The sequence below is a fragment of the Nocardioides hankookensis genome, assembly GCF_042658885.1.
Lineage (GTDB): Bacteria > Actinomycetota > Actinomycetes > Propionibacteriales > Nocardioidaceae > Nocardioides > Nocardioides hankookensis.
On sequence record NZ_JBHSRJ010000004.1, the window covers coordinates 778,205 to 801,888 of the forward strand.

At 72.6% G+C, this 23,684-nt stretch carries 20 protein-coding genes; 6 read left to right on the forward strand and 14 right to left on the reverse strand.

Annotated features, from left to right (window positions below; all coding sequences use genetic code 11):
- Positions 1–109 precede the first annotated feature (109 nt).
- The 5 genes from infB to ACFPYL_RS10220 all read left to right on the forward strand — a co-directional run bounded on the left by infB (position 110) and on the right by ACFPYL_RS10220 (position 6,268).
- Entirely contained in the window at positions 110–2,959 is a 2,850-nt protein-coding gene (gene infB, locus ACFPYL_RS10200; protein WP_379153505.1) for a translation initiation factor IF-2, read from the forward strand.
- Positions 2,960–3,027: 68 nt separating this feature from the next.
- Positions 3,028–3,489, forward strand: coding sequence for a 30S ribosome-binding factor RbfA (gene rbfA, locus ACFPYL_RS10205; RefSeq protein WP_379153507.1), 462 nt, complete (start codon positions 3,028–3,030; stop codon positions 3,487–3,489).
- Positions 3,482–4,357: a tRNA pseudouridine(55) synthase TruB gene (truB, locus tag ACFPYL_RS10210; RefSeq protein WP_379153509.1), complete on the forward strand. Its 876-nt coding sequence runs from the start codon at positions 3,482–3,484 to the stop codon at positions 4,355–4,357. The genes rbfA and truB overlap by 8 nt, the downstream gene beginning before the upstream one ends.
- Positions 4,358–4,367: 10 nt before the next feature.
- The gene (locus ACFPYL_RS10215) at positions 4,368–5,303 is read left to right on the forward strand and encodes a bifunctional riboflavin kinase/FAD synthetase (RefSeq protein WP_379153511.1); all 936 of its coding nucleotides are present in this window, start codon (positions 4,368–4,370) and stop codon (positions 5,301–5,303) included.
- On the forward strand, positions 5,300–6,268 hold the full coding sequence (locus tag ACFPYL_RS10220; protein ID WP_379153513.1) for a hypothetical protein: 969 nt from the start codon (positions 5,300–5,302) through the stop codon (positions 6,266–6,268). Before ACFPYL_RS10215 ends, ACFPYL_RS10220 begins: the two co-directional genes overlap by 4 nt.
- Here ACFPYL_RS10220 and ACFPYL_RS10225 read toward each other — a convergent pair whose 3' ends face one another.
- From ACFPYL_RS10225 to ACFPYL_RS10240, 4 genes are read right to left on the reverse strand one after another with little or no spacing between them, the layout of a single operon-like run.
- On the reverse strand, positions 6,269–6,529 hold the full coding sequence (locus ACFPYL_RS10225; protein ID WP_379153515.1) for an HPr family phosphocarrier protein: 261 nt from the start codon (positions 6,527–6,529) through the stop codon (positions 6,269–6,271). It lies immediately after the preceding gene.
- 13 nt (positions 6,530–6,542) lie between these two features.
- Positions 6,543–8,606, reverse strand: a complete 2,064-nt coding sequence (locus ACFPYL_RS10230; RefSeq protein WP_379153517.1) for a PTS fructose transporter subunit IIABC — start codon at positions 8,604–8,606, stop codon at positions 6,543–6,545.
- A gap of 2 nt (positions 8,607–8,608) precedes the next feature.
- Complete coding sequence (locus ACFPYL_RS10235; protein ID WP_379153519.1) at positions 8,609–9,568, reverse strand: 1-phosphofructokinase family hexose kinase; 960 nt, start codon at positions 9,566–9,568, stop codon at positions 8,609–8,611.
- Positions 9,565–10,332 (reverse strand): DeoR/GlpR family DNA-binding transcription regulator, encoded by a 768-nt coding sequence (locus ACFPYL_RS10240; RefSeq protein ID WP_379153521.1) that lies wholly within the window; start codon positions 10,330–10,332, stop codon positions 9,565–9,567. The genes ACFPYL_RS10235 and ACFPYL_RS10240 overlap by 4 nt, the downstream gene beginning before the upstream one ends.
- An 87-nt stretch (positions 10,333–10,419) precedes the next feature.
- Here ACFPYL_RS10240 and ptsP point away from each other — a divergent pair, with 87 nt between their 5' ends.
- A complete protein-coding gene (gene ptsP, locus ACFPYL_RS10245; protein ID WP_379153523.1) occupies positions 10,420–12,093 on the forward strand; it encodes a phosphoenolpyruvate--protein phosphotransferase in 1,674 nt (557 codons plus the stop codon).
- On the opposite strand, the gene ACFPYL_RS10250 is transcribed toward ptsP, so the two are convergent.
- From ACFPYL_RS10250 to ACFPYL_RS10295, 10 genes are all read right to left on the reverse strand, one after another.
- Positions 12,090–12,530 (reverse strand): helix-turn-helix transcriptional regulator, encoded by a 441-nt coding sequence (locus tag ACFPYL_RS10250; RefSeq protein ID WP_379153525.1) that lies wholly within the window; start codon positions 12,528–12,530, stop codon positions 12,090–12,092. The two genes, ptsP and ACFPYL_RS10250, sit on opposite strands and share 4 nt — an antisense overlap.
- Complete coding sequence (locus ACFPYL_RS10255; RefSeq protein WP_379153527.1) at positions 12,527–13,942, reverse strand: M20/M25/M40 family metallo-hydrolase; 1,416 nt, start codon at positions 13,940–13,942, stop codon at positions 12,527–12,529. Before ACFPYL_RS10255 ends, ACFPYL_RS10250 begins: the two co-directional genes overlap by 4 nt.
- 12 nt (positions 13,943–13,954) lie before the next feature.
- Positions 13,955–15,199 carry a hypothetical protein gene (locus tag ACFPYL_RS10260; RefSeq protein WP_379153529.1) on the reverse strand — a complete coding sequence of 415 codons (1,245 nt, stop codon included), beginning with the start codon at positions 15,197–15,199 and terminating at the stop codon, positions 13,955–13,957.
- Position 15,200: 1 nt separating this feature from the next.
- Entirely contained in the window at positions 15,201–17,381 is a 2,181-nt protein-coding gene (locus ACFPYL_RS10265; RefSeq protein ID WP_379153531.1) for a hypothetical protein, read from the reverse strand.
- Positions 17,378–17,929: a hypothetical protein gene (locus ACFPYL_RS10270; RefSeq protein ID WP_379153533.1), complete on the reverse strand. Its 552-nt coding sequence runs from the start codon at positions 17,927–17,929 to the stop codon at positions 17,378–17,380. The genes ACFPYL_RS10265 and ACFPYL_RS10270 overlap by 4 nt, the downstream gene beginning before the upstream one ends.
- 4 nt (positions 17,930–17,933) lie before the next feature.
- Complete coding sequence (locus ACFPYL_RS10275) at positions 17,934–19,262, reverse strand: hypothetical protein (protein ID WP_379153534.1); 1,329 nt, start codon at positions 19,260–19,262, stop codon at positions 17,934–17,936.
- Positions 19,249–20,220, reverse strand: a complete 972-nt coding sequence (locus tag ACFPYL_RS10280; protein ID WP_379153536.1) for a hypothetical protein — start codon at positions 20,218–20,220, stop codon at positions 19,249–19,251. The genes ACFPYL_RS10275 and ACFPYL_RS10280 overlap by 14 nt, the downstream gene beginning before the upstream one ends.
- A 49-nt stretch (positions 20,221–20,269) precedes the next feature.
- Positions 20,270–21,571 carry a hypothetical protein gene (locus tag ACFPYL_RS10285; protein ID WP_379153538.1) on the reverse strand — a complete coding sequence of 434 codons (1,302 nt, stop codon included), beginning with the start codon at positions 21,569–21,571 and terminating at the stop codon, positions 20,270–20,272.
- A 234-nt stretch (positions 21,572–21,805) separates the two neighbouring features.
- Complete coding sequence (locus ACFPYL_RS10290) at positions 21,806–22,447, reverse strand: LuxR C-terminal-related transcriptional regulator (RefSeq protein ID WP_379153540.1); 642 nt, start codon at positions 22,445–22,447, stop codon at positions 21,806–21,808.
- Positions 22,399–23,565 carry a sensor histidine kinase gene (locus tag ACFPYL_RS10295; protein ID WP_379153542.1) on the reverse strand — a complete coding sequence of 389 codons (1,167 nt, stop codon included), beginning with the start codon at positions 23,563–23,565 and terminating at the stop codon, positions 22,399–22,401. The genes ACFPYL_RS10290 and ACFPYL_RS10295 overlap by 49 nt, the downstream gene beginning before the upstream one ends.
- Positions 23,566–23,684 lie beyond the last annotated feature (119 nt).

Below are 23,684 nucleotides of genomic sequence, written 5' to 3' on the forward strand. Positions count from 1 at the left end.
GCTCATGAGCACTCGATGAGTTCTTTCCGATGAGCATGCACAACCACTAACGGTCTGAATCACCCCCCAGCACAGAACTGGACCCGGGTCTCAGGCCAGAAGGAGAAGCGTGGCTAAGACCCGAGTTCACGAACTCGCCAAGGAGTTCGGCGTCGAGAGCAAGTTCGTTCTCGAGAAGTTCAAGGAGATGGGGGAGTTCGTCAAGTCGGCGAGCTCCACCGTCGAGCTGCCTGCGGAGATGCGTTTCCGCAAGGAGTACGGCGACAAGCTGAAGGCCGAGGCCCCGGCGGCTGCCGCTCCGGCGCCCGCCAAGCCGGCCCCCAAGGCACCCGCCAAGAAGGCCGCTGCGGCCCCCGCCCCCGTCGAGGCAGCCGAGCCCGAGGCTCCGGCCGCCGAGCCGGCCGCGCCCGTCGCCGAGCCGGCCGCCTCGACCGCTGCCCCCGAGGCACCGGCCGCCCCGCGCCCCGGCCCGAAGAAGGCCGCCGCCGCCGAGGCGCCCGCTGCCGAGGCACCCGCCGCGACCGAGCCCCCGGCCGATCCCGAGGCGCCCGCCGCCTCGGCGAGCCCGAAGGCTCCCGCCCCCCGCCCGGTGGGCAAGCCCGCCGGCACCCCGCGTCCCGGCAACAACCCGTTCGCGTCCAGCCAGGGCATGGGCCGCAAGCCCGCCCCCGCCCCGGGTGGGGCTCCGGCCGCTCCGGGTGCCCCCGGTGGCGAGAACCGTCCGCCGCGCCCCCCGGGTGCTCGCGACGGTGGCGCTCCCGGTCGCCCGGGCATGCCGCGTCCCAACCCGGCGATGATGCCCAAGTCCCCGGCCGCCTTCGGTGGTGGCCCCGGCGGTCGTGGCCCCGGTGGCCCCGGCGGCGGTCGTGGTCCCGGTGGTCCGGGCGCCCGCGGTGGCGCTCCGGGTCGTGGTGGCGCGCCCGGTCGCGGTGCCCCGGCCGGTGCCGGTGCCGGCGCTCCGGGTCGTCCCGGCGGCTTCGGCCCCAGCGGCGGCGGCCGTCCCGGCGGTGGCCGTCCCGGCCAGCGCGGCCAGACCCAGGGTGCCTTCGGTCGCCCGGGTGGCCCGTCGCGTCGTGGTCGCAAGTCCAAGCGGGCCCGTCGCCAGGAGTTCGAGGCCATGCAGGCCCCGACGATCGGTGGCGTGCGCGTCCGCAAGGGCGACGGCGAGACCGTCAAGCTGCCGCGTGGAGCGTCCCTGACCGACTTCGCCGAGCGCATCGGCGTCGACGTGTCCTCGCTCGTGCAGATGCTGTTCTCGCTCGGCGAGATGGTGACGGCGACCGAGTCGGTCAACGACGAGACGTTCGAGCTGCTCGGTGAGGAGCTCAACTACGTCGTCCAGGTCGTGTCCCCGGAGGACGAGGACCGCGAGCTGCTCGAGTCCTTCGACCTCGAGTTCGGTGAGGACGAGGGCGACGAGGGCGACCTGGCCATCCGGCCGCCGGTCGTCACCGTCATGGGTCACGTCGACCACGGCAAGACCAAGCTCCTCGACGCGCTCCGCAACGCGAACGTCGTCGACAAGGAGGCCGGTGGCATCACCCAGCACATCGGTGCCTACCAGGTCACGGCCGAGGTGGACGGCGACGAGCGTCGCATCACCTTCATCGACACCCCCGGTCACGAGGCGTTCACCGCCATGCGTGCCCGTGGTGCGCAGGCGACCGACATCGCGATCCTCGTGGTCGCGGCCGACGACGGTGTCATGCCGCAGACGGTGGAGGCGCTCAACCACGCCAAGGCCGCCGGTGTCCCGATCGTGGTCGCGGTCAACAAGATCGACAAGCCGGAGGCGGACCCGACCAAGGTCCGTGGCCAGCTGACCGAGTACGGCCTGGTCCCCGAGGAGTACGGCGGCGACAGCATGTTCGTCGACGTCTCCGCGAAGTCCGAGCTCAACCTCGACAAGCTGCTCGAGGCCGTCATCCTGACCGCCGACGCGTCGCTCGACCTGCGGGCCAACCCCCACCAGGACGCCCAGGGTCTCGTCGTCGAGGCGCACCTGGACCGCGGTCGCGGTCCGGTCGCCACGGTGCTGGTCCAGCGCGGCACGCTGCGCGTGGGTGACTCGATCGTCGCCGGTGCCGGCTACGGCCGCGTGCGCGCGATGCTCGACGAGCACGGTGACAACATCACCGAGGCCGACCCGTCGCGTCCCGCGATGGTCCTCGGTCTCACCGCGGTCCCGGGTGCGGGTCAGACGTTCATCGTGGTCGAGGACGACCGGATGGCGCGTCAGATCGCCGAGAAGCGCGAGTCGCGCGAGCGGGCGGCCATGCAGGCCAAGCGTCGCGTGCGCCGGACGCTCGAGGACTTCATGGCCTCCATGGAGAAGGGTGCGAGCCAGGAGCTCAACCTCATCCTCAAGGGCGACGTGTCCGGTTCGGTCGAGGCGCTCGAGGACGCCCTGTCGCAGATCGACGTCGGCGACGAGGTCAGCATCCGCGTCATCGACCGCGGTGTCGGTGCGATCACCGAGACCAACGTCGACCTGGCCGCGGCCTCCGACGCCATCATCATCGGCTTCAACGTCCGGCCCCAGGGCAAGGCGACCGAGATGGCGGAGAAGGAAGGCGTGGAGATCCGGTACTACTCGGTCATCTACCAGGCCATCGAGGAGATCGAGGCGGCCCTCAAGGGCATGCTCAAGCCCGAGTTCGAGGAGTCGACCCTCGGCCAGGCGGAGATCCGCGCGATCTTCCGCTCGTCGAAGATCGGCAACATCGCGGGCTGCATGGTCACCAGCGGTGTCATCCGTCGCAACGCCAAGGTGCGGGTCCTCCGGGACAGCGCCGTGGTCGCCGACAACCTCGACCTCGCGTCGCTCAAGCGCGAGAAGGACGACGCGTCCGAGGTCCGCGAGGGCTTCGAGTGTGGTCTGGTGCTCCGCAACTTCCAGGACATCCGCGAGGGCGACATCATCGAAGCCTTCGAGATGAAGGAAATCCCGCGCAGCTGATCCACCCTTCAGGCGGCGCAGTCCCTTCGGGGACTGCGCCGTCTGGCGTCTAGGAGTAAGAAAGAGACATGAGCAACCCACGCGTGCGCAAGATCGCCGACCGGATCCAGGTCATCGTCGCGGAGATGCTGGAACGTCGGATCAAGGACCCGCGGCTCGGCTTCGTCACCGTGACCGACGTCCGCGTCACCGGCGACTCGCAGCAGGCCACGATCTTCTACACCGTCCTCGACGCCACCGGCGACGACGAGGCGGCCCTGGCCAACACCGCAGCGGCCCTCGAGTCGGCCAAGGGTCTGATCCGTGCCGAGGTCGCCAAGCAGCTCGGCACCCGCACGGCACCGACGCTCACCTTCATCGCCGACGCGCTGCCCGAGTCGGCACGCCAGCTCGACGAGGTGCTCGCCCGGGCCAAGGCCCAGGACGACGCCGTCGCCGCCCAGCGCGGTGCGTCGTACGCCGGCGACGAGGACCCGTACAAGAAGCCACGCGAGATCGTCGAGGACGACGAGCTCGACGAGGATGACTGAGTCCGGTCTCGTCGTCGTCGACAAGTCCGCGGGCATGACGTCGCACGACGTCGTCTCCCGGGTCCGTCGGCTGGCGGGCACCCGCAAGGTCGGCCACGCCGGCACGCTCGACCCGATGGCGACCGGCGTGCTGGTGCTCGGCGTCAACCGGGCGACCCGGCTCCTGGGGCACCTGATGCTCACGGAGAAGGGGTACGACGCCACGATCCGCCTGGGCGTCTCGACGACGACCGACGACGCCGAGGGCGAGGTCACCGCGACCGTCTCGGCCGCCGGCCTCGACGAGGCGACGATCCGCTCGGCGGCCGCCGACTTCGTCGGTGACCTGCTCCAGGTGCCCACCGCCGTCTCGGCGATCAAGGTCGACGGCAAGCGCGCCTACCAGCGCGTCCGCGACGGCGAGGAGGTCGAGCTGAAGGCGCGGCCCGTCACCGTGCACGAGCTGACCGTCCACGAGGTCCGCGTCGAGGGCGAGACCGTCGACCTCGACGTCTCGGTCCGCTGCTCCAGCGGCACCTACATCCGCGCGATCGCGCGCGACCTGGGCGCCCGTCTCGAGGTGGGCGGCCACCTCACGGCGCTGCGGCGTACGGCGGTCGGCCCCTACGACCTGGCGAGCGCCCGGACCCTCGACGAGCTCGGCGACTCCTTTGCGCTGATGCCGATCGCGGACGCCGCCCGCGCCGCGTTCTCGAGCCGGGACCTGGACGACGACCAGACCGCCGACGTACGGGTGGGCCGGGCCCTCGACATCGACCTCGACGGGCTCACCGCGGTGTTCGCGCCGGACGGTGAGTTCCTCGCGCTCTACGAGCCTCGCGGTGAGACGGCCAAGGCTGTCGCGGTCTTCGTCCAGCCCGCTCGATAGGGTGTCGCGCGTGCAGATCTGGCGCTCCCTCGACGAGGTCCCGGGTGACCTCGGCCCGACCACCGTCGTGATCGGGAACTTCGACGGGGTCCACCTCGGGCACCGCCACGTGCTGGCCCGGGCCCGTGAGCTCGCCGACCAGGGGTCGGTGCCGGTCGTGGCGGTCACCTTCGACCCGCACCCGATGGCCGTGCTGCGACCCGAGCACGCCCCGACCACGCTCACCTCGCTGGAGGTGCGTGCCGAGCTGCTCGGCGGTGCCGGCGCGGACGCGGTGCTCGCGGTGCCCTTCGACCGCGACGTGGCGGGCTGGTCGCCGGAGGAGTTCATTGAGCGCGTGCTGGTCGACTGCCTGCACGCCACCGCCGTGGTCGTCGGCGCCAACTTCCGCTTCGGCAGCCGCGCCGCCGGTGACGTCGCGACGCTGCGCGAGGCCGGCGCGCGGCTCGGCTTCGTCGCCGAGGGCATCCCGCTCGACGGGGGCCCGCAGGTGTGGTCCTCGACGTACGTGCGGATGAGCCTGGCCGCCGGTGACGTCGCCGGCGCCGCCGAGGCGCTCGGCCGGCCGTACGCCGTGCGCGGCGTCGTCGTGCAGGGCGACCAGCGCGGCCGCGGTCTCGGCTTCCCGACCGCCAACGTGCCGACCGACGCCATGACCGCGGCACCGCCGGACGGCGTCTACGCGGGCTGGCTGCGTCGCCTCGACACGGGGGAGACCTACCCGGCCGCCATCAGCGTCGGCACCAACCCGACCTTCGACGGTGTGCGCGACCGACGCGTCGAGAGCTACGTGCTCGACCGCACCGACCTCGAGCTGTACGGCGTGGAGGTCGAGGTCAGCTTCGTCGAGCGGCTGCGCGGCATGGTCGCGTTCGAGTCGGTCGAGGCGCTCGTCGAGCAGATGACGGCGGACGTCGACCGCGCCCGCGAGCTGCTGGTCCGATGAACCCGGAGCCCGCCGACCCGCTGGCCGCGGCCGAGGTGTGGTTCCAGCGGCACGGCCTGCCCTACTTCGTGCCGACCGAGCGGGCCGCCGTGCGCGCGGCGCTGCGGCCGGGACGAACGCTCCCGCTGCTGGTCGGGGTCGGCCTGGTCGCGGTCGCCGCCGGCGTGGGGCTCGCGTGGTTCTCCGACGAGATCAGCGCCGGCCCGGGCGTGCTGCTGGCGATCGTGCTCCTTGCGGCGCTCTGGTACGCCCTCACCGCACTGCGTGCCCGCCCGATCGTGGGCTGGGCGCTCAGCCGCACCTCGGGCAGCGTGCGGCTGCTGCTCCCGATGACGACCCGGGCGCTGCCGCTGCTGCTGCTCGCGATCACGTTCCTCTTCATCAACACCGAGATGTGGCAGGTCGGCGGCAACCTCACCGTCGGCTCGCTCTGGCTCGTGGTGCTGCTGTTCGCGGCGCTCGCCGTGGGTTTCCTCTTCGTCCGGCTGCCGGAGGAGGTGGACCGAGCCGACGACGACGTCGACGACGCGTTCCTCCTCCGCACCTGCGCGAAGACCCCGCTCGCCGACGCCTGCCAGGAGCTGGTCGACGACCCGGACGCCGACCCGGCGTCGTACGCCGAGGTCAGCGGCTACGAGCGCTGGAACCTGATCCTCGTCCTGATGATCGTCCAGGTCGTGCAGGTGCTGCTGCTCTCGCTGTCGGTCTTCGCGTTCCTGATGCTCTTCGGGACGCTGATCATGACCGGCAACGTGATGGAGGCGTGGCAGACGGACCCGAAGTTCACCACCTCACGGGCCCTGGTGCAGGTCTCGACGTTCCTGGCCGCGTTCTCCGGGCTCTACCTGACGGTGTCGACGGTGACCGACGACGCGTACCGCGAGCAGTTCTTCGGCAGCGTCGTGCGTGAGCTCGAGCGCGCCGTCGGCGTCCGGGCCGTCTACCTGGCGTTGCGGAACCGCTGACTACTCGGCGTCGAGGTCCTTCTCGACCAGCGCCACGATCGCGTCGAGGGCGGCCTGGTCGTCGCTGCTGACCTCGACCAGGTCGCCGGGGCCGGCGCCCAGGGTCATGATCAGGAGGGACGAGCTGGCGTCGACCGGCTCGTCGCCGGGGATCCCGAGCAGCACCTCGACGTCGAGCTCCTCGACAGCCTCGGAGATGAGCTGGGCGGGGCGGGCGTGCAGGCCGACGGACGAGCCGACGGCGACGGTCTTGCTGGGCATGTGGTTCTCCTTCTCAGACGGCCGCGAGCTCGCGGTCGGCGGACTGGGTGGCCGGCTCCCGGCCGAGGGACTTGAGCACGATGACGCCGATCGCACCGACGACGACGCCGGCAGCGAGGGCGATGAAATAGCCGATGACGTGGTCGACGGCGAAGATGACGAAGATCCCGCCGTGCGGGGCTCGTACGGCGACGTGCATGGCCATCGACAGGCCGCCGGTGACCGCAGAGCCGACCATGATGGCCGGGATCACCCGCAGCGGGTCGGCGGCCGCGAACGGGATCGCGCCCTCGGTGATGAACGAGGCGCCGAGGAGCCAGCCGGCCTTCCCGTTCTCCCGCTCTGCGACGGTGAACAGGCCCGGACGTACGACCGTCGCCAGCGCGAGCGCAATCGGCGGCACCATGCCGGCCAGCATCACGGCCGCCATGATCTGCAGCTCGGGCGCGTCGGAGGCGAGCGCGGCGCCTCCGACGCCCGCGACGGCGAAGCTGTAGGCGACCTTGTTGAGCGGGCCTCCCATGTCGAAGGCCATCATCAGGCCCAGGATCACGCCCAGGACGACGGCGTAGCTTCCGCTCAGCGAGTTCAGGCCGTCGTTCAGCTGGTCCATCAACCAACCGATCGGCTTGCCGAACACGATGATCATGAGAAGGCCGGCGAAGATCGACGTGAGCAGCGGGATGACGAGGACCGGCATCAGTCCGCGCATCCACGTCGGGACCTGCCACCCCGAGATCCAGTGCGCGATCAGGCCGGCGAGGACGCCACCGACGATCGCACCCAGGAAACCGGTGGCGGGGAGGTCGGTGCCGTTGCCGTCGTTGACGAGGAAGACGTTGGCGGCCAGGCCGCCCACGATGAAGCCCGGCGCGATGCCGGGTCGGTCGGCGATGGCGTAGGCGATGTACCCGGCGAGCGCAGGGATGAAGAACAAGAACGCCGTCTTGCCGATGATGAAGAACAGCGCACCGATGTACGCCGCGAGCCCGGAGCCGAAGAGCGCGTGGTCGAGACCCAGCGCCTGGGGGTCGGGCAGGTCGAACAACGTGTTGTTGACGGCGATGTCGCCGTACGGACCGACGATCTCGTAGCCGCCCAGGAGGAAGCTCAGCGCGATCAGCAGGCCACCGGCGGCGACGAACGGGATCATGTAGGAGACACCGGTCATCAGGACCCGGCGAGTGCGGCCGCCCCAGCTCTCGCCGGTCGAGCCGTCGGCGGACTCCTCGGAGCCACCCCCGTCGCCCTCGACGCGCGGGGCGTTCGGGTCGTCGGCGTGGCGCAGCGCCTCGGCGATCATCTGGTCGGCCTGGTCGAAGGGGCGCTTGACGCCCGACGAGACGAGCGGCTTGCCGGCGAACCGGCCGCGGTCGCGCACACCCACGTCGACCGCGAAGATCACGGCCTCGGCGTTCGCGATGGTCGTCGCTGCCAGCGGCTTGGCGCCGGCCGAGCCCTGGGTCTCGACCTGGAGGTCGACCCCGGCGCGCTCGGCGGCGGCCTCGAGCGCCTCGGCGGCCATGTAGGTGTGCGCGATCCCGGTCGGGCACGCGGTGACGGCGACCAGATGACGGCGGCCGGCCGGGGCGGCGGCTGGTGCTTCGGGGGCAGCCGCCGCGGGAGCCTCGCCGACGACCTCGTTGACCAGGTCGGCGACCTCCTGCGGGGTCTGTGCGGCCCGCAGGGCGTCGGTGAACGACGCCTTGACCAGCGACCGGGCGAGCTTGGTGAGCAGCTGCAGGTGGGTGTTGCCGCCGCCCTCGGGGGCGAGGATCAGGAACGCCAGGTCGGCCGGGCCGTCCTTGGCGCCGAAGTCGACCTTCGGGGCGAGCCGGGCGAAGGCGAGGGTGGGCTCCTCGACGCCGGCCGTGCGGCAGTGCGGGATCGCGATGCCGCCCGGCAGCCCGGTCGGGTTCTTGGCCTCGCGCTCGAAGGCATCGGTGACCACCTGGTCGACGTCGGTCGCCCGACCCGCTTCGTCGGCGACCCGGGCGAGCGCCCTGATCGCATCGTGCTTGTCGGTGCCCAGATCGGCGTCGAGGCGCACGAGGTCGGCGGTGATGAGGTCGGACATGCTCACTCTCCCGAGATGATGTCGAGGCTGCGTACGGAGACGAGCTCGGGTCGTACCTGGTGGGGTTGCGGGATGGTCGTCCCGGGCAGTCCGGCGGCGGCGCTGCCGTACGCGACTGCGAGTGCGAGGCGCTGGTCGGGCTCGCGGGCCTGGAGCTCGCCGAGCAGGTAGCCGAAGAGGCTGGAGTCGCCGGCGCCGACCGTGCTGACCACGGTCGTCTCCGGGGGAGTGGCGCACCAGGCGCCGTCGGCGGTGACCAGGACGGCGCCGTGCGGGCCGAGCGTCGCGAGCACGGTCGCGACCCCGGCATCCACGAGCGTGCGGGCGGCCGCGACCGCGGCGACCGGGTCGGACTCCAGCACGTCGGCCTGGCCGCCGGTGAAGGAGGCGAGCTCCTCGCCGTTGGGCTTCATCAGATGAGGGGCGGCGGCGGGAAGGTGGTCGACCAGCGCGCGCAGCGGGGCGTCGCTCGTGTCGACGGCGATCCGGGCGCCGGTGTCGCGCAGCGCGACGACGAGCTCGGCGTACCACTCGGGTGGCGTGCCCGGAGGCAGCGAGCCCGCGAGCACCACCCAGTCGGCCGTCGCGGCGCGGCGGCACAGGGCGTCGCCGAGCTCGAGGCGTACGCCGGGGGTCAGCTCGGGGCCGGGACTGTTGAGCTTGGTGGTGGTGCCGTCGGGCTCGGTGATGGTGAGGTTCACGCGCAGGGTGCCGTCGTGGTGGACCGGCCGGCAGTCGATGCCCGCGGCCAGCAGCTCGTGGACGAACGGGTCGTCCTTGGCGGCCGGGATGACGGCGAGCGTGGGGACGCCCGCGGCCACCGAGGCCCGCGAGATGTTGACGCCCTTGCCGCCGGCCTGGGAGGTCACCGAGTCCGCCCGGATCACGGCGCCGCGCTCGAGGGGACCGCCGAGGTGCACGGTCCGGTCGTGGCTGGGGTTCGCCGTGAAGGTGACGATCACGCGATCACGACCTGTGGCCCGGCGGCCTCGAACTTCTCGCGCTCATCGTCACCGATCCCGTCGTCGGTGACGAGGACGTCGACCTGCTCGAGCGTCGCGAACCGGATCGCCGCCTCCGCGCCGACCTTGCTGGAGTCGGTGAGGCAGACGACCAGTCGCGCGGCGCCGACCATGGCGCGCTTGGCGGCGGCCTCGTCGTGGTCGGGCGTCGAGAGCCCGTGGTCGGCGGTGATGCCGTTGGTGCCGAGGAAGGCGACGTCGACGCGCAGCCGCTCCAGCGCGGTGATGGTGTCGGCGCCGACCGCGGCCTGGGTGGTGCTGCGCACCCGGCCCGGCAGCAGGTGGAGGTCGATGTGCGGCAGGCCGGCCAGCCGGGCCGCGATCGGGACGGCGTGGGTCACGATCGTGAGCCGGTGGTCGCGGGGGAGGAGCTGGGCGAAGCGACCGGTCGTCGATCCCGCGTCGAGCAGCACCGTCCCTCCGGCGGGCGGCAGCTGCTCGAGGGCGGCCTTGGCGACCCGCTCCTTCTCGGCGGTGTTGGCCTGGTCGCGCTCGCCGAGCCCGGACTCGATCACGGCCAGGGAGCTCGCGGGGACGGCGCCGCCGTGGACCCGGCGCACCAGGCCGATCCGCTCGAGGACGGACAGGTCGCGGCGCACCGTCTCGGTGGTGACGTCGAAGCGCTCGGAGATCTCGTTGACCGACAGCCGGCCGCGCTCGGTGACGAGCTGGGCCATAGCCTGCTGGCGCTCTTCGGCGTACATTGCGGTCAGCCCCCTTCGATCTTTGTATCTGTTGTTTTACGCCCGAATGTGTTGACTGTCAAGCGCGCCGAGCGTTTACTTGTGAGCATGGTCACCAGCACCCCCTCCCTGCTCCGCGGCACGCCGGTCGTCCCCGGGATCGCCCATGGGGCGGCCGTCGTGGTCCGCACCGAGATCTCCCCGGACGCCGTCGCCGCCTTCGACGGGTCGGCGTACGCCGACGTCGACGCCGCGCTGGCGGCCTACGACGCCGCGGCCGGTGCCGTCGCCGAGGGGTTCGTACGCCGCGCGTCCGGCGTCACCGGTGACGCGGCCAAGGTGCTGACCGCCAGCGCTGGCCTGGCGCGCGACTCGGGCCTGCGCGGCGCGGTGCGCAAGCACCTCCGCGGCGGCGACGACCTGCTGGCGTCGGTGCACGCGGGGGTCGAGCAGTTCGTCACCGTGTTCACCGGCATGGGCGGACTGATGGCCGAGCGGGTCACCGACCTGCGCGACATCGAGCGCCGGATCACCGCCCACCTGGTGGGCGAGCCGGAGCCGGGGGTCGGCGTCCCGACGACGCCGTGCGTGCTGGTCGCCGAGGACCTCGCGCCCTCCGACACCGCCGGCCTCGACCCGGCGCTCGTGCTCGCGCTGGTGACCGAGCGCGGCGGCCCGACCAGCCACACCGCGATCATCGCCCGCCAGCTGGGCATCCCGTGCGTGGTCGGGGTCGCCGGCGCGATGACGATCGCCGAGGGCACCCGGCTGCTGGTCGACGGCGCCTCCGGAGCGGTCGAGATCGACCCCGAGGACGCCGAGGCGCGGGCCGCGGCCGACGCCGAGAGCAGGGCCGCCCTGGCCACCTGGAACGGACCCGGCCGGACCGCCGACGGCGTGCCGGTCAAGATCCTCGCCAACGTCGCCGACGGCGCGTCAGCGCGCACCGCGGCCGAGGCGCCGGTCCAGGGGGTCGGCCTCTTCCGCACCGAGCTGAGCTTCCTCAACCGCAAGGAGGAGCCGAGCGTCGACGAGCAGGCCGCGATCTACCGCGAGGTGCTCGACGCCTTCGGCGCGGACCGCTACGTCGTGGTGCGGACGCTCGACGCCGGGTCGGACAAGCCGGTCGCCTACGCGACCCTCGACGGCGAGGAGAACCCCGCCCTCGGCGTGCGCGGGCTGCGGCTCTCGTTCGACAACCCCGGGCTGATGGACCGACAGCTCGACGCCGTTGCGCAGGCGGCGAAGGAGGCCGGCACGGAGGCGTGGGTGATGGCTCCGATGGTCGCCACCGTCGCCGAGGCCACCGACTTCGCGGCCAAGGTGCACGAGCGCGGGCTGACGGCCGGCGTGATGGTCGAGGTGCCGAGCGCCGCGCTGCTCGCGCACCGGATGCTCGAGGTCGTCGACTTCCTCTCGATCGGCACCAACGACCTGACGCAGTACACGATGGCCGCCGACCGGATGGCCACCGACCTCGCCCACCTCACCGACCCGTGGCAGCCGGCCGTGCTCCAGCTGATCGCGATCACCGCCGAGGCCGGCCGGCAGGCCGGCAAGCCCGTCGGCGTCTGCGGCGAGGCCGCCGCCGACCCGCTCCTGGCCTGCGTGCTCGTCGGCATGGGCATCACGTCGCTGTCGATGGCGGCGGCCGCCGTACGACCTGTGGGTGCGCGGCTCGCGACGGCGACCATGGACGTCTGCGAGGAGGCCGCGGAGGCGGCGCTCTCCGCGGCCGACCCGACGGCAGCCCGCGACGCGGTCCGGGCGCTCCTGCTCTAGTGGTCCGGCGCGACCAGCGGCGAGTAGTCGTGGTCGGCGAGCAGCCGGGCGACCATCTCGGCGCGGCTCGACACGGCGAGCTTGGCGAAGATGCGGCGCAGGTGCGTCGACACCGTCCACACGCTGATCTCGAGCGACGTCGCGATCGCCTGGTTGGTGCGCCCGTGCGCGACCATCATCGCGATCTGCCGCTCGCGCGGTGAGAGCGTGACGCGGAGCGCGGGCTCCTGCTGCACGAGCAGGCAGCGGACGCGCCCGACGGTCACGTCGAGCAGCACGCCCTCGCGCTCGTCGGTCTCGTAGCCGCCTTCGCGCACCAGCGTGCCGACCTCGCGCAGCAGCAGTGCGAGCCGCTCGCGGTCGACGTCCGCCGACCGCGGTGCGGGGACCGGCAGCGCGTCGGCAACCAGGTCGCCGAGACGAGGTCGGACCGTCATGTCACTCCCGAGAGTCGCTGTGCTTTCCGTTCCCCCGACGCCGCAAGTCTTTGGACGGTAGCAGAGGAGAACGGTCGCCTTCCGTGGCCTGATCGGGGGGTTCCGACGGCAGAAACCCGGTCCAGGAGGACCACGTGCGTGTCGACCTGGGCGGGCCACTCGCGCAGGTCCAGGTACTCGTCCGGACCGTGCGCACCGTCGTCGGCCGGCGCCAGCCCGAGCAGCACCGGATCCTGACCGAGCACCTGCCGCAGCACGCCGACCGCGCCGATCGAGCCGCCGGACGCCGACGACGTCGCCGGCACGCCGTACGCCGCGCGACAGGCGGCGTCGACCGCGGCGCGCACGGGTTGCGACGGCGAGATCACGAGCCCGGCCTCGCCGCGTCCGGGCTCGAACCGGAGCCGTACGCCGGGGGGCAGCTCGCGTCGCAGCGCGCGCTCGAGGCGCTCGAGGACGGCGGCAGGTGCGACGCCCGGTGGCAGCCGGACGTCGACGAGCGCCTCCGCGAGGGTGGGTACGGCGCCGGCCGCCGCGCCGGCGCGGAGCCGGGTCACCGACAGCAGCCCGCGCCGCGTCGCGCGACCGACCGGGTCATCGGCATGGACCGCACGACCCATGGCGGCGGCGCGGATCGCCGCCGTAGTCGGTTCGGGTGGTCGGGCACCACCCGGTTGGGGCACGGTGGCGAGCACGCGACCGGCGCGCGAGAGCAGGTGCGCCAGCACCAGCGACGGATCGACGACCGCACCACCGAGCCGGCCGGCGTGCACCGGACGACCGCCGACGTCGACGACGAGACGCAGCCCGACCGCACCCCGTTGGCTGACGGTGACGGTGGGGCGACCCGGTCCCGCGGCGCGGGTGTCCACGACGACGGCGCCCGAGACGGGACCGGCGAGCAGGCCCCGTCGTTCACGCGCGAGCACCGCGGCCAGGCCGGGGCTGCCGACCTCCTCGGCGCCGTCGACGACCGTGACGACGTCGCCCGGCGGTCCGCCGGCCCGGGTCCACGCGGCCAGGGCGACGAGGTGGGACATCAGCTGGCCCTTGTCGTCGCTCGCGCCGCGCGCCTGCAGCCGGTGTCCGCGCCGCGTCGGGTGGAAGGGTGAGGTGGTCCATCCGGGCCCTGGCGGCTTCACGTCGAGGTGGCCGTAGACGACCGTCGTACCCGCACCGTGACCGGGTGTGCGGGCCACGACGACGGGACCGGCCGCCGCGTGCAGGCGGCGTACGGTCGCGCCGCCTGCACCGAGCCGGCGCGCGACCCACAGGGCCGCCCGGTCGACGTCGTCGGTGTGCGCGGGGTCGCCGCTGACCGACGGGATGCGGAGCCAGGCCTCGAGCTCGACCAGGGCGGTCGGGGCGCTGCGTGCCGCCGCGGCGCGCACCGCCCCGAGCCGCCCGTCCATCGCAGGTCGGTGTCAGCGCCGGCGGCGCGGCACGCCACCGCGACTGCCGCGGTAGGTCCCCCGACCACCACGACGCGGATAGACCGGCGGCGCCATCCGGCGCGGCTGGGCGAACGACGGCGGGACGGTGAGCGGGCTCCGCTCGTTGACCGGCACCGCGATGCCGGACTGGCCGAGCGTCTCCCAGGGGAGCACCCGGTCGGAGCCGGTACGCCGGGCCAGGGTCATCGCCTGCGCCGACGTCAGCCACTCCTCCGCGGGCTCCGCGATGTCCATCAGCATGGTCTCGAACTCGCCGCGGCCGGTCTCCAGGATGTGCGGGCCGGAGAGCCAGCGCAGCACCTCGCGACCGGTGACCGCCATCCGCTGCCGGGGCGAGCTCTGGAGCCGCTCGTCGAAGTAGCGGATCAGGACCTCGTCCACGACGTCCCACGCGTTGTCGGCACCGAAGAGGTCCTTGACGTCCTCCGAGCCCAGGATCCGGAAGCACTCCTCGAGCACCTGCATGACCTCGATGCGCAGCACGTTCAGGTGACCGAACGAGGTGAACTTCAGGTTGTTGCGCAGGTCGAGCCCGGCCCGCCGGACGACGGCGATCGAGCCGAAGCTCGGGTCGAGCGCGCGCTCCCGGATCACGTCCGAGATCCGCTTGTCGCGCCAGAAGAGCGTGACCTGGTTGACGAAGTGTCCGAACAGCATGTGGAAGTCGGTGTTCGGGCGGCTCTGCGCCGACCCGAGCCCCCGTCCGTAGCCGAGCACCCGGCGGTAGGCGTCGTGCCGGTCCTTGCGGGTGTAGCGGAGCACGTCGCGCCGGTCGAACTGGTAGAGCCGGTAGGCGCCGGGCCCCGACGAGAGCCGCACGGCGCCGCTCTCGAAGAGCTCCTTGAGCTTCTGCACGACCTTGAAGACCCCGATGGCCTCGTGCTGGTAGAGGTAGTAGAGGTCGCCGACCGCGACGATCCGCTCGGAGTTGACGTTGTCGTCGTACGGCGTGACGCCCTGGGTGGTCAGCGTCTCGCCGAACTCCTGGGCCGCGTCCGGGCCGATGCCGACCAGCGCCGCGAGCCCGCGGTCCGGCGGCGCGCCGGCGTCGTGGTCGGCGCGGGTGGCGGCGTCGACGAGGTCGTCGATCTGGCCGTTCAGCTCCTCGGCGAGCGCCGGGTTGGAGACGAGGCTCCCGGAGAGCCGGTCGGCGACCTGCTCGCGGAGGGCGTGGATCCGGTCGATCCGCTCCTGGTAGTCCTTCTCGGTCAGCATCTCAGTGCTCCTTCACTGTGCGGTCGACGATGTCGTGGGCTCCGCTGGTGCGCTCGAGGATCGAGGCCAGTGCGTCGACCTGCGTGCCCACGGCGTACATCTCGGCCTGCGTGTGGTCGGCCGACTTCGTGAGGTCGGCGAGGTCCTTGTCCGCCTGCCGTGCCTTGCGCTGCAGCCGCTGGACCGCGGCCCGGTGCTCGGACTGCTTGCTCTTCGAGAGGCCGGGCTTGGCGAGCGCCACCTTGTGCCCGTCGATCTCGTCGTCGAGGACCTGCTTGGTGACCTGGGCCTTCGCCTGCATCTCCTGCTCCTGCTGCACCGTCGCCTGGAGCCGGGCGTAGTGGATCCTCGCCTCGGCGACCAGGCCGCTCGCCACCTCGCGGGCGTCCTTGAGGTAGTCGCTCGCGACGCGGAACGCGCCGGGCTCGCCGAGCCCGTCGTCGTCCACGTCGTCCAGGTCGTCGTCCAGGTCGTCGTCGAGGTCGTCGGGGAAGGGCACCGACCTGCTGCGGAACTCGTAGTCCGCGACCTTCCAGGACTCCTCCTTCTCGGGCCCGCGGTCCTCGAAGCGCCGCGGCCGGTCGGCCCGCGTCAGGCGGGGCCACGTCGCGGGCCACGGGGCGTGCACGACCCGGCCGCTCTCGAGGTCGAGGATCGCGATGGGGACGTCGGACGCCGGCAGCACCGCGCCCTGGAGGCTGACCTCGACGCCGGCCTCCCCGACGACCTGGCTGACGGCCTCGTAGCGGAACGTCGCCGAGATGCTCTCGCCGTCGGCCGTGGCGGACAGGTCCATCGGCAGCACCAGGTCGTCGAGAGTGAGCTCCTCGGCCGTGCAGCAGCTGCGGCCGCGGGCGCGGGCGTCCTGCCGCACGAACGCCGGGATGTACGACGGCCGCATGTTCAGGCCGCGGAACTCCACGTTCGCCGCGCGGGACTGCACGCCGTCGTCGACCGAGTTGTACATCTCGGACACGGTGACGTCGATGACGACGACCCCGGCGTACCGGCCGACCCGCTGCGCGCGCCGCGCCAGCTCCATGAGCAGCCGGCACAGGCTGGAGACGGCGATCGCGACGCGGGCCGCGAACATGCCGGCCGGCCAGCGCTGGCAGCAGCCGGCGGGCAGGTAGCGGATCGGGACCCGGCCGTCACGCGGCTCGCAGGGCACGATCGGGTCGGCGAGGAAGCGCTGGAAGGTCTGGGCGAGCGCCACCGCGGTCGGCGCCAGCGCCGAGACGATGCCGTCGCGCCCGGCGTCCTGGGCGAGCCGCCGGCCCTCGTCGGTGAGGAACGTGTGCAGCCACGTCAGCAGCCCGTCGAGGGTGAGGTTGGTGGCGTCGTGGAGGCGGATGGTCTGCCGCTCCGAGTGCGGGATCAGCACCGAGTCGAGGATGTGCTCGAGCTCGTCGACCTGGTCGGACGCGGCCTCCATCAGTCGCGAGAGCAGGATCAGCTCGGTGCCGAGGAAGCCGGTGCCGTCGCCGCCGGCGAAGTGGTCGCTCTGCGCGTCCCACGCGTCGTTGAGGTCGGTGACCATGTCGACGAGCGTCCAGAAGGCCGTCCGCAGCCCCTCCTCCTCGATCGTGTTGACGTTGTCGTCGATCAGGCCGAAGCGGTCGCGCAGGGCACCGAGCTGGCCGCCGATGGTGTCCGGGGTGTCGCCGTGCTCGGCGCCGGTGAGGCCGGTGAAGTAGGCGTCGACCATGCCGATCCGCGGACCGCCCGGCGCCCCCATCTCGTCGACGAGGCTCTGGACCGCGTTGCGGACGATGGTCCGGTACGCGTCCATGTCGTCGAGGTCGCCGTCGACGCGCAACGGCGTGAGGCCGTCGAGGATCCGCAGGATCTCCGTGCGGGCGATCGACGCCCGGCGGTAGAGCGACGCCTGGCCGCCGGTGACCGCACCGAGGTCGGCCTGGATGGCGTAGCCCCGCGGCACGAACTGCGACTCGACGTGGCCCTCGACCCGGACCAGCCGGAACGCCGCGGTGAGGGCGTCGGTGAACGCCTTCGGGTCCTGCTCACGGCTCCGCACGCCGAGCACGTCCCGGATCGCCGCGCGAACCGTCGGGCCCTGGTCGTACGGCGCCACGGCGGTGGTCCCGATCGAGGTGCCCACCAGTGCCGGGAAGGCCTGGTCGACATCGACGACGGGGATGGTGGCTGACTTCGAGCTCATGTGCTCCTCCTAGTGTTCTGCGATGCCGTGTTCTGCGATGCCGTGTTCTCCGAAGCCGGGACACCGGCGTCGATCGTGGGTGGGTGGGACAGCCACAGCGAGACCAGCTCGGCCAGCTCGAGCCAGACCGTCCGGGCGCTGGCGGCCGCCTCGTCGAGCGGTTGCTCGCACCGCTGCTGGGACTGCTCGATGCTGACCTGCCAGGCCCGCCAGTCGGCGGCACCTCGACGCGCGACCTGGCGCATGGCCGAGGTGGCGGCGTACGAGCGCAGGTCCCGCCAGTAGCAGAGCGAGGCGGCCGCCAGCGCCGCGTCGACCAGGGGCATCCGGGCCGCGACCGCGGCCGGGCCCTCGATGCCTGCGAGCCCGCGACCGGCCGTGACGACGGCCGACTGGAGCTCGGAGACCTGCTCGGCCAGGTGGTCGACGGCCGCGACCTCGCTGTCGTCGGGCCGGTCCTCGTGCGCGATCATCACCAGCTCGGTGACGGCCTCGGACAGGCGTCCGGTCGAGTCGCGGAGCTGCTGGAGCGCGATGCTGATGGTCATGGCGTCAGCTCCCCGACAGTCCCGAGTAGAAGTTGCGCATCGCGGTCTCCGGCGGGCAGAGCCCGCGGTCGACGGCGATCCTGACGGCGCCGATGAGGAAGCGCTCGGGGACCACGCCGGGGTCGATGCCCTTCGCGAGCCGCCCGGCGGCCTCCTCGATCATCGCCTGCTGGCGAGGCTCGAAGGTGATCACCTGACGCAGCGTGCGGTCGCCCACGGACGGGAACTTCGTGTAGCAGATCGCGTCCACGACGAGCTGCGCCGCGTCCTTCTGGGTGGCGAGCATCTGTCGCGGGATCGTGGTGCCCGCCGTCGACGGGTAGAGCTTGCGCCACAGCCGGTCGTAGTCGCCGGCGATCTGGTCGAAGCCCATCCGGCGCAGCAGGTGGGTGGACAGGCCCGTGCGCAGGTACGGCGTGGGGTGCACGCCGTGCGGTGAGAAGGCCAGCACCTGCTCGGGACTGCGGCCGATGACGTCCATCAGCGACGCGACGAACGCCTCGCCGCCGAGCATGCAGCCCATCAGGTCGGCGAAGATCTCACGGTTCCACCGGGCGTAGGTGCTCGCGACCGACTTCGGCAGCCCGGCGCCCCGCAGCGTGCGGTAGACCGAGCGCGGGATCTCGTCCTCGAGCGCCAGCTCGTTCTGGAGGTTGTGGCAGACCTCGTGCAGGACCGCGCCCATCGTCCAGGGGTTGACCATCCGGTGGTAGGGCAGCTGCACGAGCGGGAACGGGTTCAGCTGGCGGCCGAGCTTGCGCAGCGGGATGTTGCGTCGGTACGTCGCCGGCGAGAAGCCGGTCCGCATGTACGCGAACGGCGCGGGGCTCGGGATCGAGCGGGCCTTGCCGAGGTGCATGTGCACGTGCTGGTAGCAGTCGAGCGCGATCTTGTCGCACGCGTAGAGCCACTCGCCGAAGGTGCCCTGGCGTTGGCCGAAGAGCTCGAAGTAGAAGTCCCACACGCGTTCGGTCGCGCGGACCCAGTCGTGGGCCTTCGCCTTGCGACGCAGCAGCTCCGACAGGTCGGCCGAGCCGGGGTTGCGGGCGGCCTGCCGGCCGGCCCGCTCGACGTCGACCACGGCCCGCTCCAGCGGGCGGCGCAGCCGCTCGAGCAGCTCGTTGACCGCCTGGATGTGGCCCTCCGAGGGCCGAGCGATCGACGTACCGAACTCGGTGCGGCGGAAGTCGCGCAGCGCCTCCAGGTGCCTGCGGACGTTGACGCCCTGGCCGGTCGTGAACGAGGCGATCGGGGTGCGCCCGGGTGCGGGGTCGGTCCTCCGCACCCGGGCGACGGGCACGGGACGGACCGCCCGCACGCTAACGGCGGACACGGCGGTTGCTCCGCCGAGCCATGGACCGGTTCACCGGGCGGCGCACGGGAGCGCGGTAGCCCGGGCGGCGGACGCCGCGACCGTGGATGCGGTACGGCCGGCGGCCGCGACCGCGGCCCCGCTGCCACTGCGCGCGCCGCTGCCAGCGGCGGTCGAACGTGTTCACGGCGCGGATCGCGCGCCGGCGACGACGCGGGCCGAGGACCCGGCCGGTCATCGTGCCCAGCGTGCGCACGACGGTGCTCGCGTCGATGTCGCGACCGTTGGCGGCCTGGTCGGCCAGGCTCTGCGCCGTGCGCTGGAGCACCACCGGCAGGCCGCGCACGAGCTTGCGGCCCTGGGGCGAGCGACGCAGCTGCCGCACGATCCGGCTCGCGCCCTTGACCAGGGTCGGGGCGTTGCGCGAGATCAGCTTGGCGGCGCGGGGGATGAGCTTGGCGGCCATGGGCACCAGGGCGCCGATGAACGCCTCGGCCTCGGCCTCGCTCTGCGCGCGTTCGGCGCGTACGGCGAGGTGCGCCATCGACTCGGCGTCGCGGTAGATGCGCCGCACCGGGTTGACGAAGCCCTCGGCCTCCTCCTCGGCCTCGTCCTCGAACTCGTCCTCGAGCTCGAGCTCCGACTCCATCTCGGCCTCGGCCTCCGCCTCGAACTCGAACTCGTACTCGCCCTCCTCCTCGAACTCACCCTCGAGCTCGTACTCACCCTCACCGAGCAGGGAGCCGGCGATCTTGGCGAGCCCGCCGAAGAAGGCCTCCTCCTCGTACTCGTCCTCGAACTCGCCCTCGAGCTCGTCCTCGTACTCCTCCTCGCCGAGCAGGGAGCCGGCGATCTTGGCGAGTCCGCCGAGGAAGGCCTCGTCCTCGTACTCCTCCTCGAGCTCGTACTCGTCCTCGAGCTCGTACTCGTCCTCGAACTCGCCCTGGATGGCGGGATAGCGGTGGTTCAACGTGGTCATGTCGACTCCTGGTTCCGATCGGGATCTCTCTCGTCGTGCGGGTGGGTGGTCAGCGGCGCTTCTTGGCGGTCAGCCCGACCGGACGGCCGGTCGGCACGGCGCCGCGCGGCACCTTGACGTCGCTGACGACCTTGATCGTGCGAGCGGGCTTCCCGTTGCGGGCGGGCACGCGGACCGGGGTGACCACCCGGACGACACCGGGACGGGGTCGCTGGACCCGGGTGCCGGCGCGCTGGGTGTGCACGTGGCTGGGCCGGCGCGTCACGGTGGCCGGACGACGTCCGGTGCGGACCGGACCGCGGGTGACCCGGCGCGGGCCGCCGGTCCGGTAGCCGGTGCGGTAGCCACCGCGGCCGACGCGGCGGACCCCGCCACGGACCCCGGCCCTGCGGTGCCGGCGGTGGTGCACGTGGGCCAGGCCGCGGGCGTGCCTGCGGGCGACGGCCCGCTGCCAGCGCGGGTCGGACAGCACCCGCTGGGCGCTCCCGGCCATGACGGCGCCGACGTCCTCGGGGCGGATCCGCCGTCCGGACGCCTGCATCTGGGCGAGCGTGCTCGCCGTCGACCCGACGATGCCGGGCACCAGGCGGACACCGGGCCGGCTGGCCGGGCTGCGGTGCAGCATCTTGGTCAGCGCGGACGCCCCGCGGAGCAGGTTGGGCAGCAGCAGCTCGAGCTCGCGCCGGTCGCGCGGCGTGATCGTCATGGTGACGGCCGAGCTCACGAAGCTCTCGGCCTCCGACTCGGACTCGGTCGCGGCGGCGCGGGCGGCGAGGTACTCGGCCTCGGCCTGGGAGGCGCTCACGGGTGCGGTGGCCATCTCCTCCAGCTCCGACTCGAGCTCGTCCTCGAACTCGCCCTCGAGCTGCGAGGTGACGGCCCGGGCCAGCATGCCGGCGGCCGGACCACCGACGGCGGTCGCGACCAGCGGGCCGGCGATCTTGGCGATCTTCTTGAAGATCGGGAGGCCACGCTTGAAGGCCCGGCCGATCTTCTTGAAGAAGAACTCCTCCTCGGCCTCGAGCTCCGCCTCGTCCTCGTACTCACCCTCGTACTCGTCCTCCGACTCGTACTCGTCCTCGAGCTCGTACTCGCCTTCGTACTCGTCCTCGAACTCGGCCTCGTACTCCGACTCGAGCTCGTACTCGCCTTCGTACTCGTCCTCGAACTCCGACTCGAGCTCGTACTCGAACTCGTCCTCGAACTCGCCCTCCAGCTCGTCCTCGAACTCGAGCTCCTCCTCGCCCAGCAGGGAGCCGGCGATCTTGGCGAGCCCGCCGAAGAAGGCCTCGTCCTCGTACTCGTCCTCCATCTCGAGCTCGTCCTCGAACTCCGTTGACGCCTGCGTCATCGCACTAGTCCTCTCTGCGCAGCGAGCCGAGGCCCGGATGCCGTCTGATGGCGACCAGTGAACGGTGGGCCGGTGGGTCGGCAGTAGTCCCACGAGCGGGGTCACCGACGCAGGGTCGACCGGATCAGGTCGCTCCACCGGGGTGGCGCGGAGATGTCTCGCCCGGCTCTGCTCGCTCGGCTCGGCTCACCCGGACGTGCGACCCCGCCGGGGCTATGGCGCGGCGGCGCTGACTCAGACCCGCAGCCACGCGAGGACGGCCCGCACGCGGCGGTGGTCGTCCTCGTCGATGGGCAGGTCGAGCTTCGTGAAGATGCTGTTGATGTGCTTGGCGACGGCCTTCTCGGTGACGTGCAGGTGGGCGGCGATCGCCGCGTTGGAGCGGCCCTCGGCCATCAGCCCGAGCACCTCCTGCTCGCGGGGGGTGAGCCGCTCGAGGGGCTCCTCGCGCTGCCGCGCCATCACGGTCGCGACGACCTCCGGGTCCAGCACCGTGCCGCCCGCAGCGACGCGTCGTACGCCGTCGACGAACTCGGCGACGTCGGACACCCGGTCCTTGAGCAGGTAGCCGACCGCTCCCACGCCGCTGGCGAGGAGCTCGCGGGCGTAGAGCTGCTCGACGTACTGGCTGAGCACCATGACGGGGAACCCCGGCCGCGCCGCGCGTACGGCGATCGCGGCACGCAGGCCCTCGTCGGTCTGCGTCGGCGGCAGTCGTACGTCGAGCACGGCGGCCTCGGCAGCCGGGTCGAGCAGCGCCTGCTCGAGGGCGGGCGCGTTGTCGACCGCGTGGAGGATCGTGAAGCCGTTGCCCTCGAGGAGCTGGATCAGGCCGGCCCGGAGGAGGGCGTGGTCTTCGGCGAGGACAAGTCGCACGGAACCTCCAGGGTGATGATCGTCGGGCCGCCGGCCGGGCTCGAGACGCTGAGCGTGCCGTCGAAGGCGGCCAGTCGCCGCATGACCCCCAGCATGCCGGTTCCGGCGCCCGGATCGGCACCGCCACGTCCGTCGTCGCCCACGACGGCGCGCAGGACACCGTCCTCGTGCCGCAGCGTGATCCAGCCGTTGCGGGCGCCGGAGTGCTTGCCGATGTTGGCGAGGCACTCAGCGACCCCGAAGTAGACCGCCGACTCCACGGGCGCGAGCGGGCGTCCCGGCAGCCGCGCGTCGACCGTCACCGGGACGGCCATGTCGAGCGCGAGCGCCTCGACGGCGCCGGACAGCCCGCGGTCGGCGAGCACGGGCGGGTGGATGCCGCGGACCACGGAGCGCAGGTCGCCGATCGCGGCCGTGGTGGTCGCCCGGGCGTCGCGGACCAGCTGGCGCGCCTGCTCCGGGTCCTCGGTGTCGAACGCCGCCTCGGCCATGCCCAGGCTCATCGACAGCGCGACCAGCCGGGCCTGGGCGCCGTCGTGCAGGTCGCGCTCCAGGCGCCGCAGCTCGGCCGCGGAGTGGTCGACCGCGTCGGCCCGGGTCTCGGTCAGCAGCTGCACCCGCTGCTCGAGCCGCTCGGTCCTGCTGTACGCCAGGAACCACCGGTCGACCGAGGCCCGCGCCCGCATCAGCCAGGGCGTCGCGAACCACCAGATGAACCAGGTGACGACGCCCAGCGCCAGGATCACGACGACCAGGTTGATCGTGAACGACGCGACGAACGCGACCGGCATCCACACGAGGTCGCGCCAGGTCATCGGGTCGACCGCATAGGCGCGCAGCCGGGTGAAGAAACCTCCGGGCGCCGGCCGGTACGGGTCGGGCACCGGGCTGCCGAGCGTCCGCGCGGCCATCCTCCGGTGCACGTTCGCGATCGCGCGGGTGGCCGGGATCGCCGCGACCAGGATCACCAGGCCCACCCAGAGCACGGCGAGCACCCCGCCGACCACCCAGACGATGAACAGCGCCAGCAGGGCGATGGACATGCCCAGCTGGGCGACGGCGTACCAGGTCAGCAGGAAGGGACCCGGTCGCCTCGGGGTCTCGGAGGTGACGCTCACCGCTCCATCCTCTCGGGTCGACCCGACGTCGCACAGTGGTGCAGGCACCACTGTCGAACGGGTCCCAGCGCCCCTGACGTGCGCCGTCCGCGATCCGAGGCTGGAGGCATCCCCTTCAC

Bases quoted from the DNA above. Each gene is read 5' to 3' on its own strand.
- ACFPYL_RS10240 (WP_379153521.1), bottom strand. From the start codon at position 10,332: ATGTACGCCGAAGAGCGCCAGCAGGCTATGGCCCAGCTCGTCACCGAG.
- ACFPYL_RS10255 (WP_379153527.1), bottom strand. From the start codon at position 13,942: ATGGACGGGCGGCTCGGGGCGGTGCGCGCCGCGGCGGCACGCAGCGCC.
- ACFPYL_RS10225 (WP_379153515.1), bottom strand. From the start codon at position 6,529: ATGCCCAGCAAGACCGTCGCCGTCGGCTCGTCCGTCGGCCTGCACGCC.
- ptsP (WP_379153523.1), top strand. From the start codon at position 10,420: ATGGTCACCAGCACCCCCTCCCTGCTCCGCGGCACGCCGGTCGTCCCC.
- ACFPYL_RS10265 (WP_379153531.1), bottom strand. From the start codon at position 17,381: ATGAGCTCGAAGTCAGCCACCATCCCCGTCGTCGATGTCGACCAGGCC.
- truB (WP_379153509.1), top strand. From the start codon at position 3,482: ATGACTGAGTCCGGTCTCGTCGTCGTCGACAAGTCCGCGGGCATGACG.
- rbfA (WP_379153507.1), top strand. From the start codon at position 3,028: ATGAGCAACCCACGCGTGCGCAAGATCGCCGACCGGATCCAGGTCATC.
- ACFPYL_RS10260 (WP_379153529.1), bottom strand. From the start codon at position 15,199: ATGCTGACCGAGAAGGACTACCAGGAGCGGATCGACCGGATCCACGCC.
- ACFPYL_RS10230 (WP_379153517.1), bottom strand. From the start codon at position 8,606: ATGTCCGACCTCATCACCGCCGACCTCGTGCGCCTCGACGCCGATCTG.
- ACFPYL_RS10270 (WP_379153533.1), bottom strand. From the start codon at position 17,929: ATGACCATCAGCATCGCGCTCCAGCAGCTCCGCGACTCGACCGGACGC.
- ACFPYL_RS10285 (WP_379153538.1), bottom strand. From the start codon at position 21,571: ATGACGCAGGCGTCAACGGAGTTCGAGGACGAGCTCGAGATGGAGGAC.
- ACFPYL_RS10280 (WP_379153536.1), bottom strand. From the start codon at position 20,220: ATGACCACGTTGAACCACCGCTATCCCGCCATCCAGGGCGAGTTCGAG.
- ACFPYL_RS10220 (WP_379153513.1), top strand. From the start codon at position 5,300: ATGAACCCGGAGCCCGCCGACCCGCTGGCCGCGGCCGAGGTGTGGTTC.
- ACFPYL_RS10250 (WP_379153525.1), bottom strand. From the start codon at position 12,530: ATGACGGTCCGACCTCGTCTCGGCGACCTGGTTGCCGACGCGCTGCCG.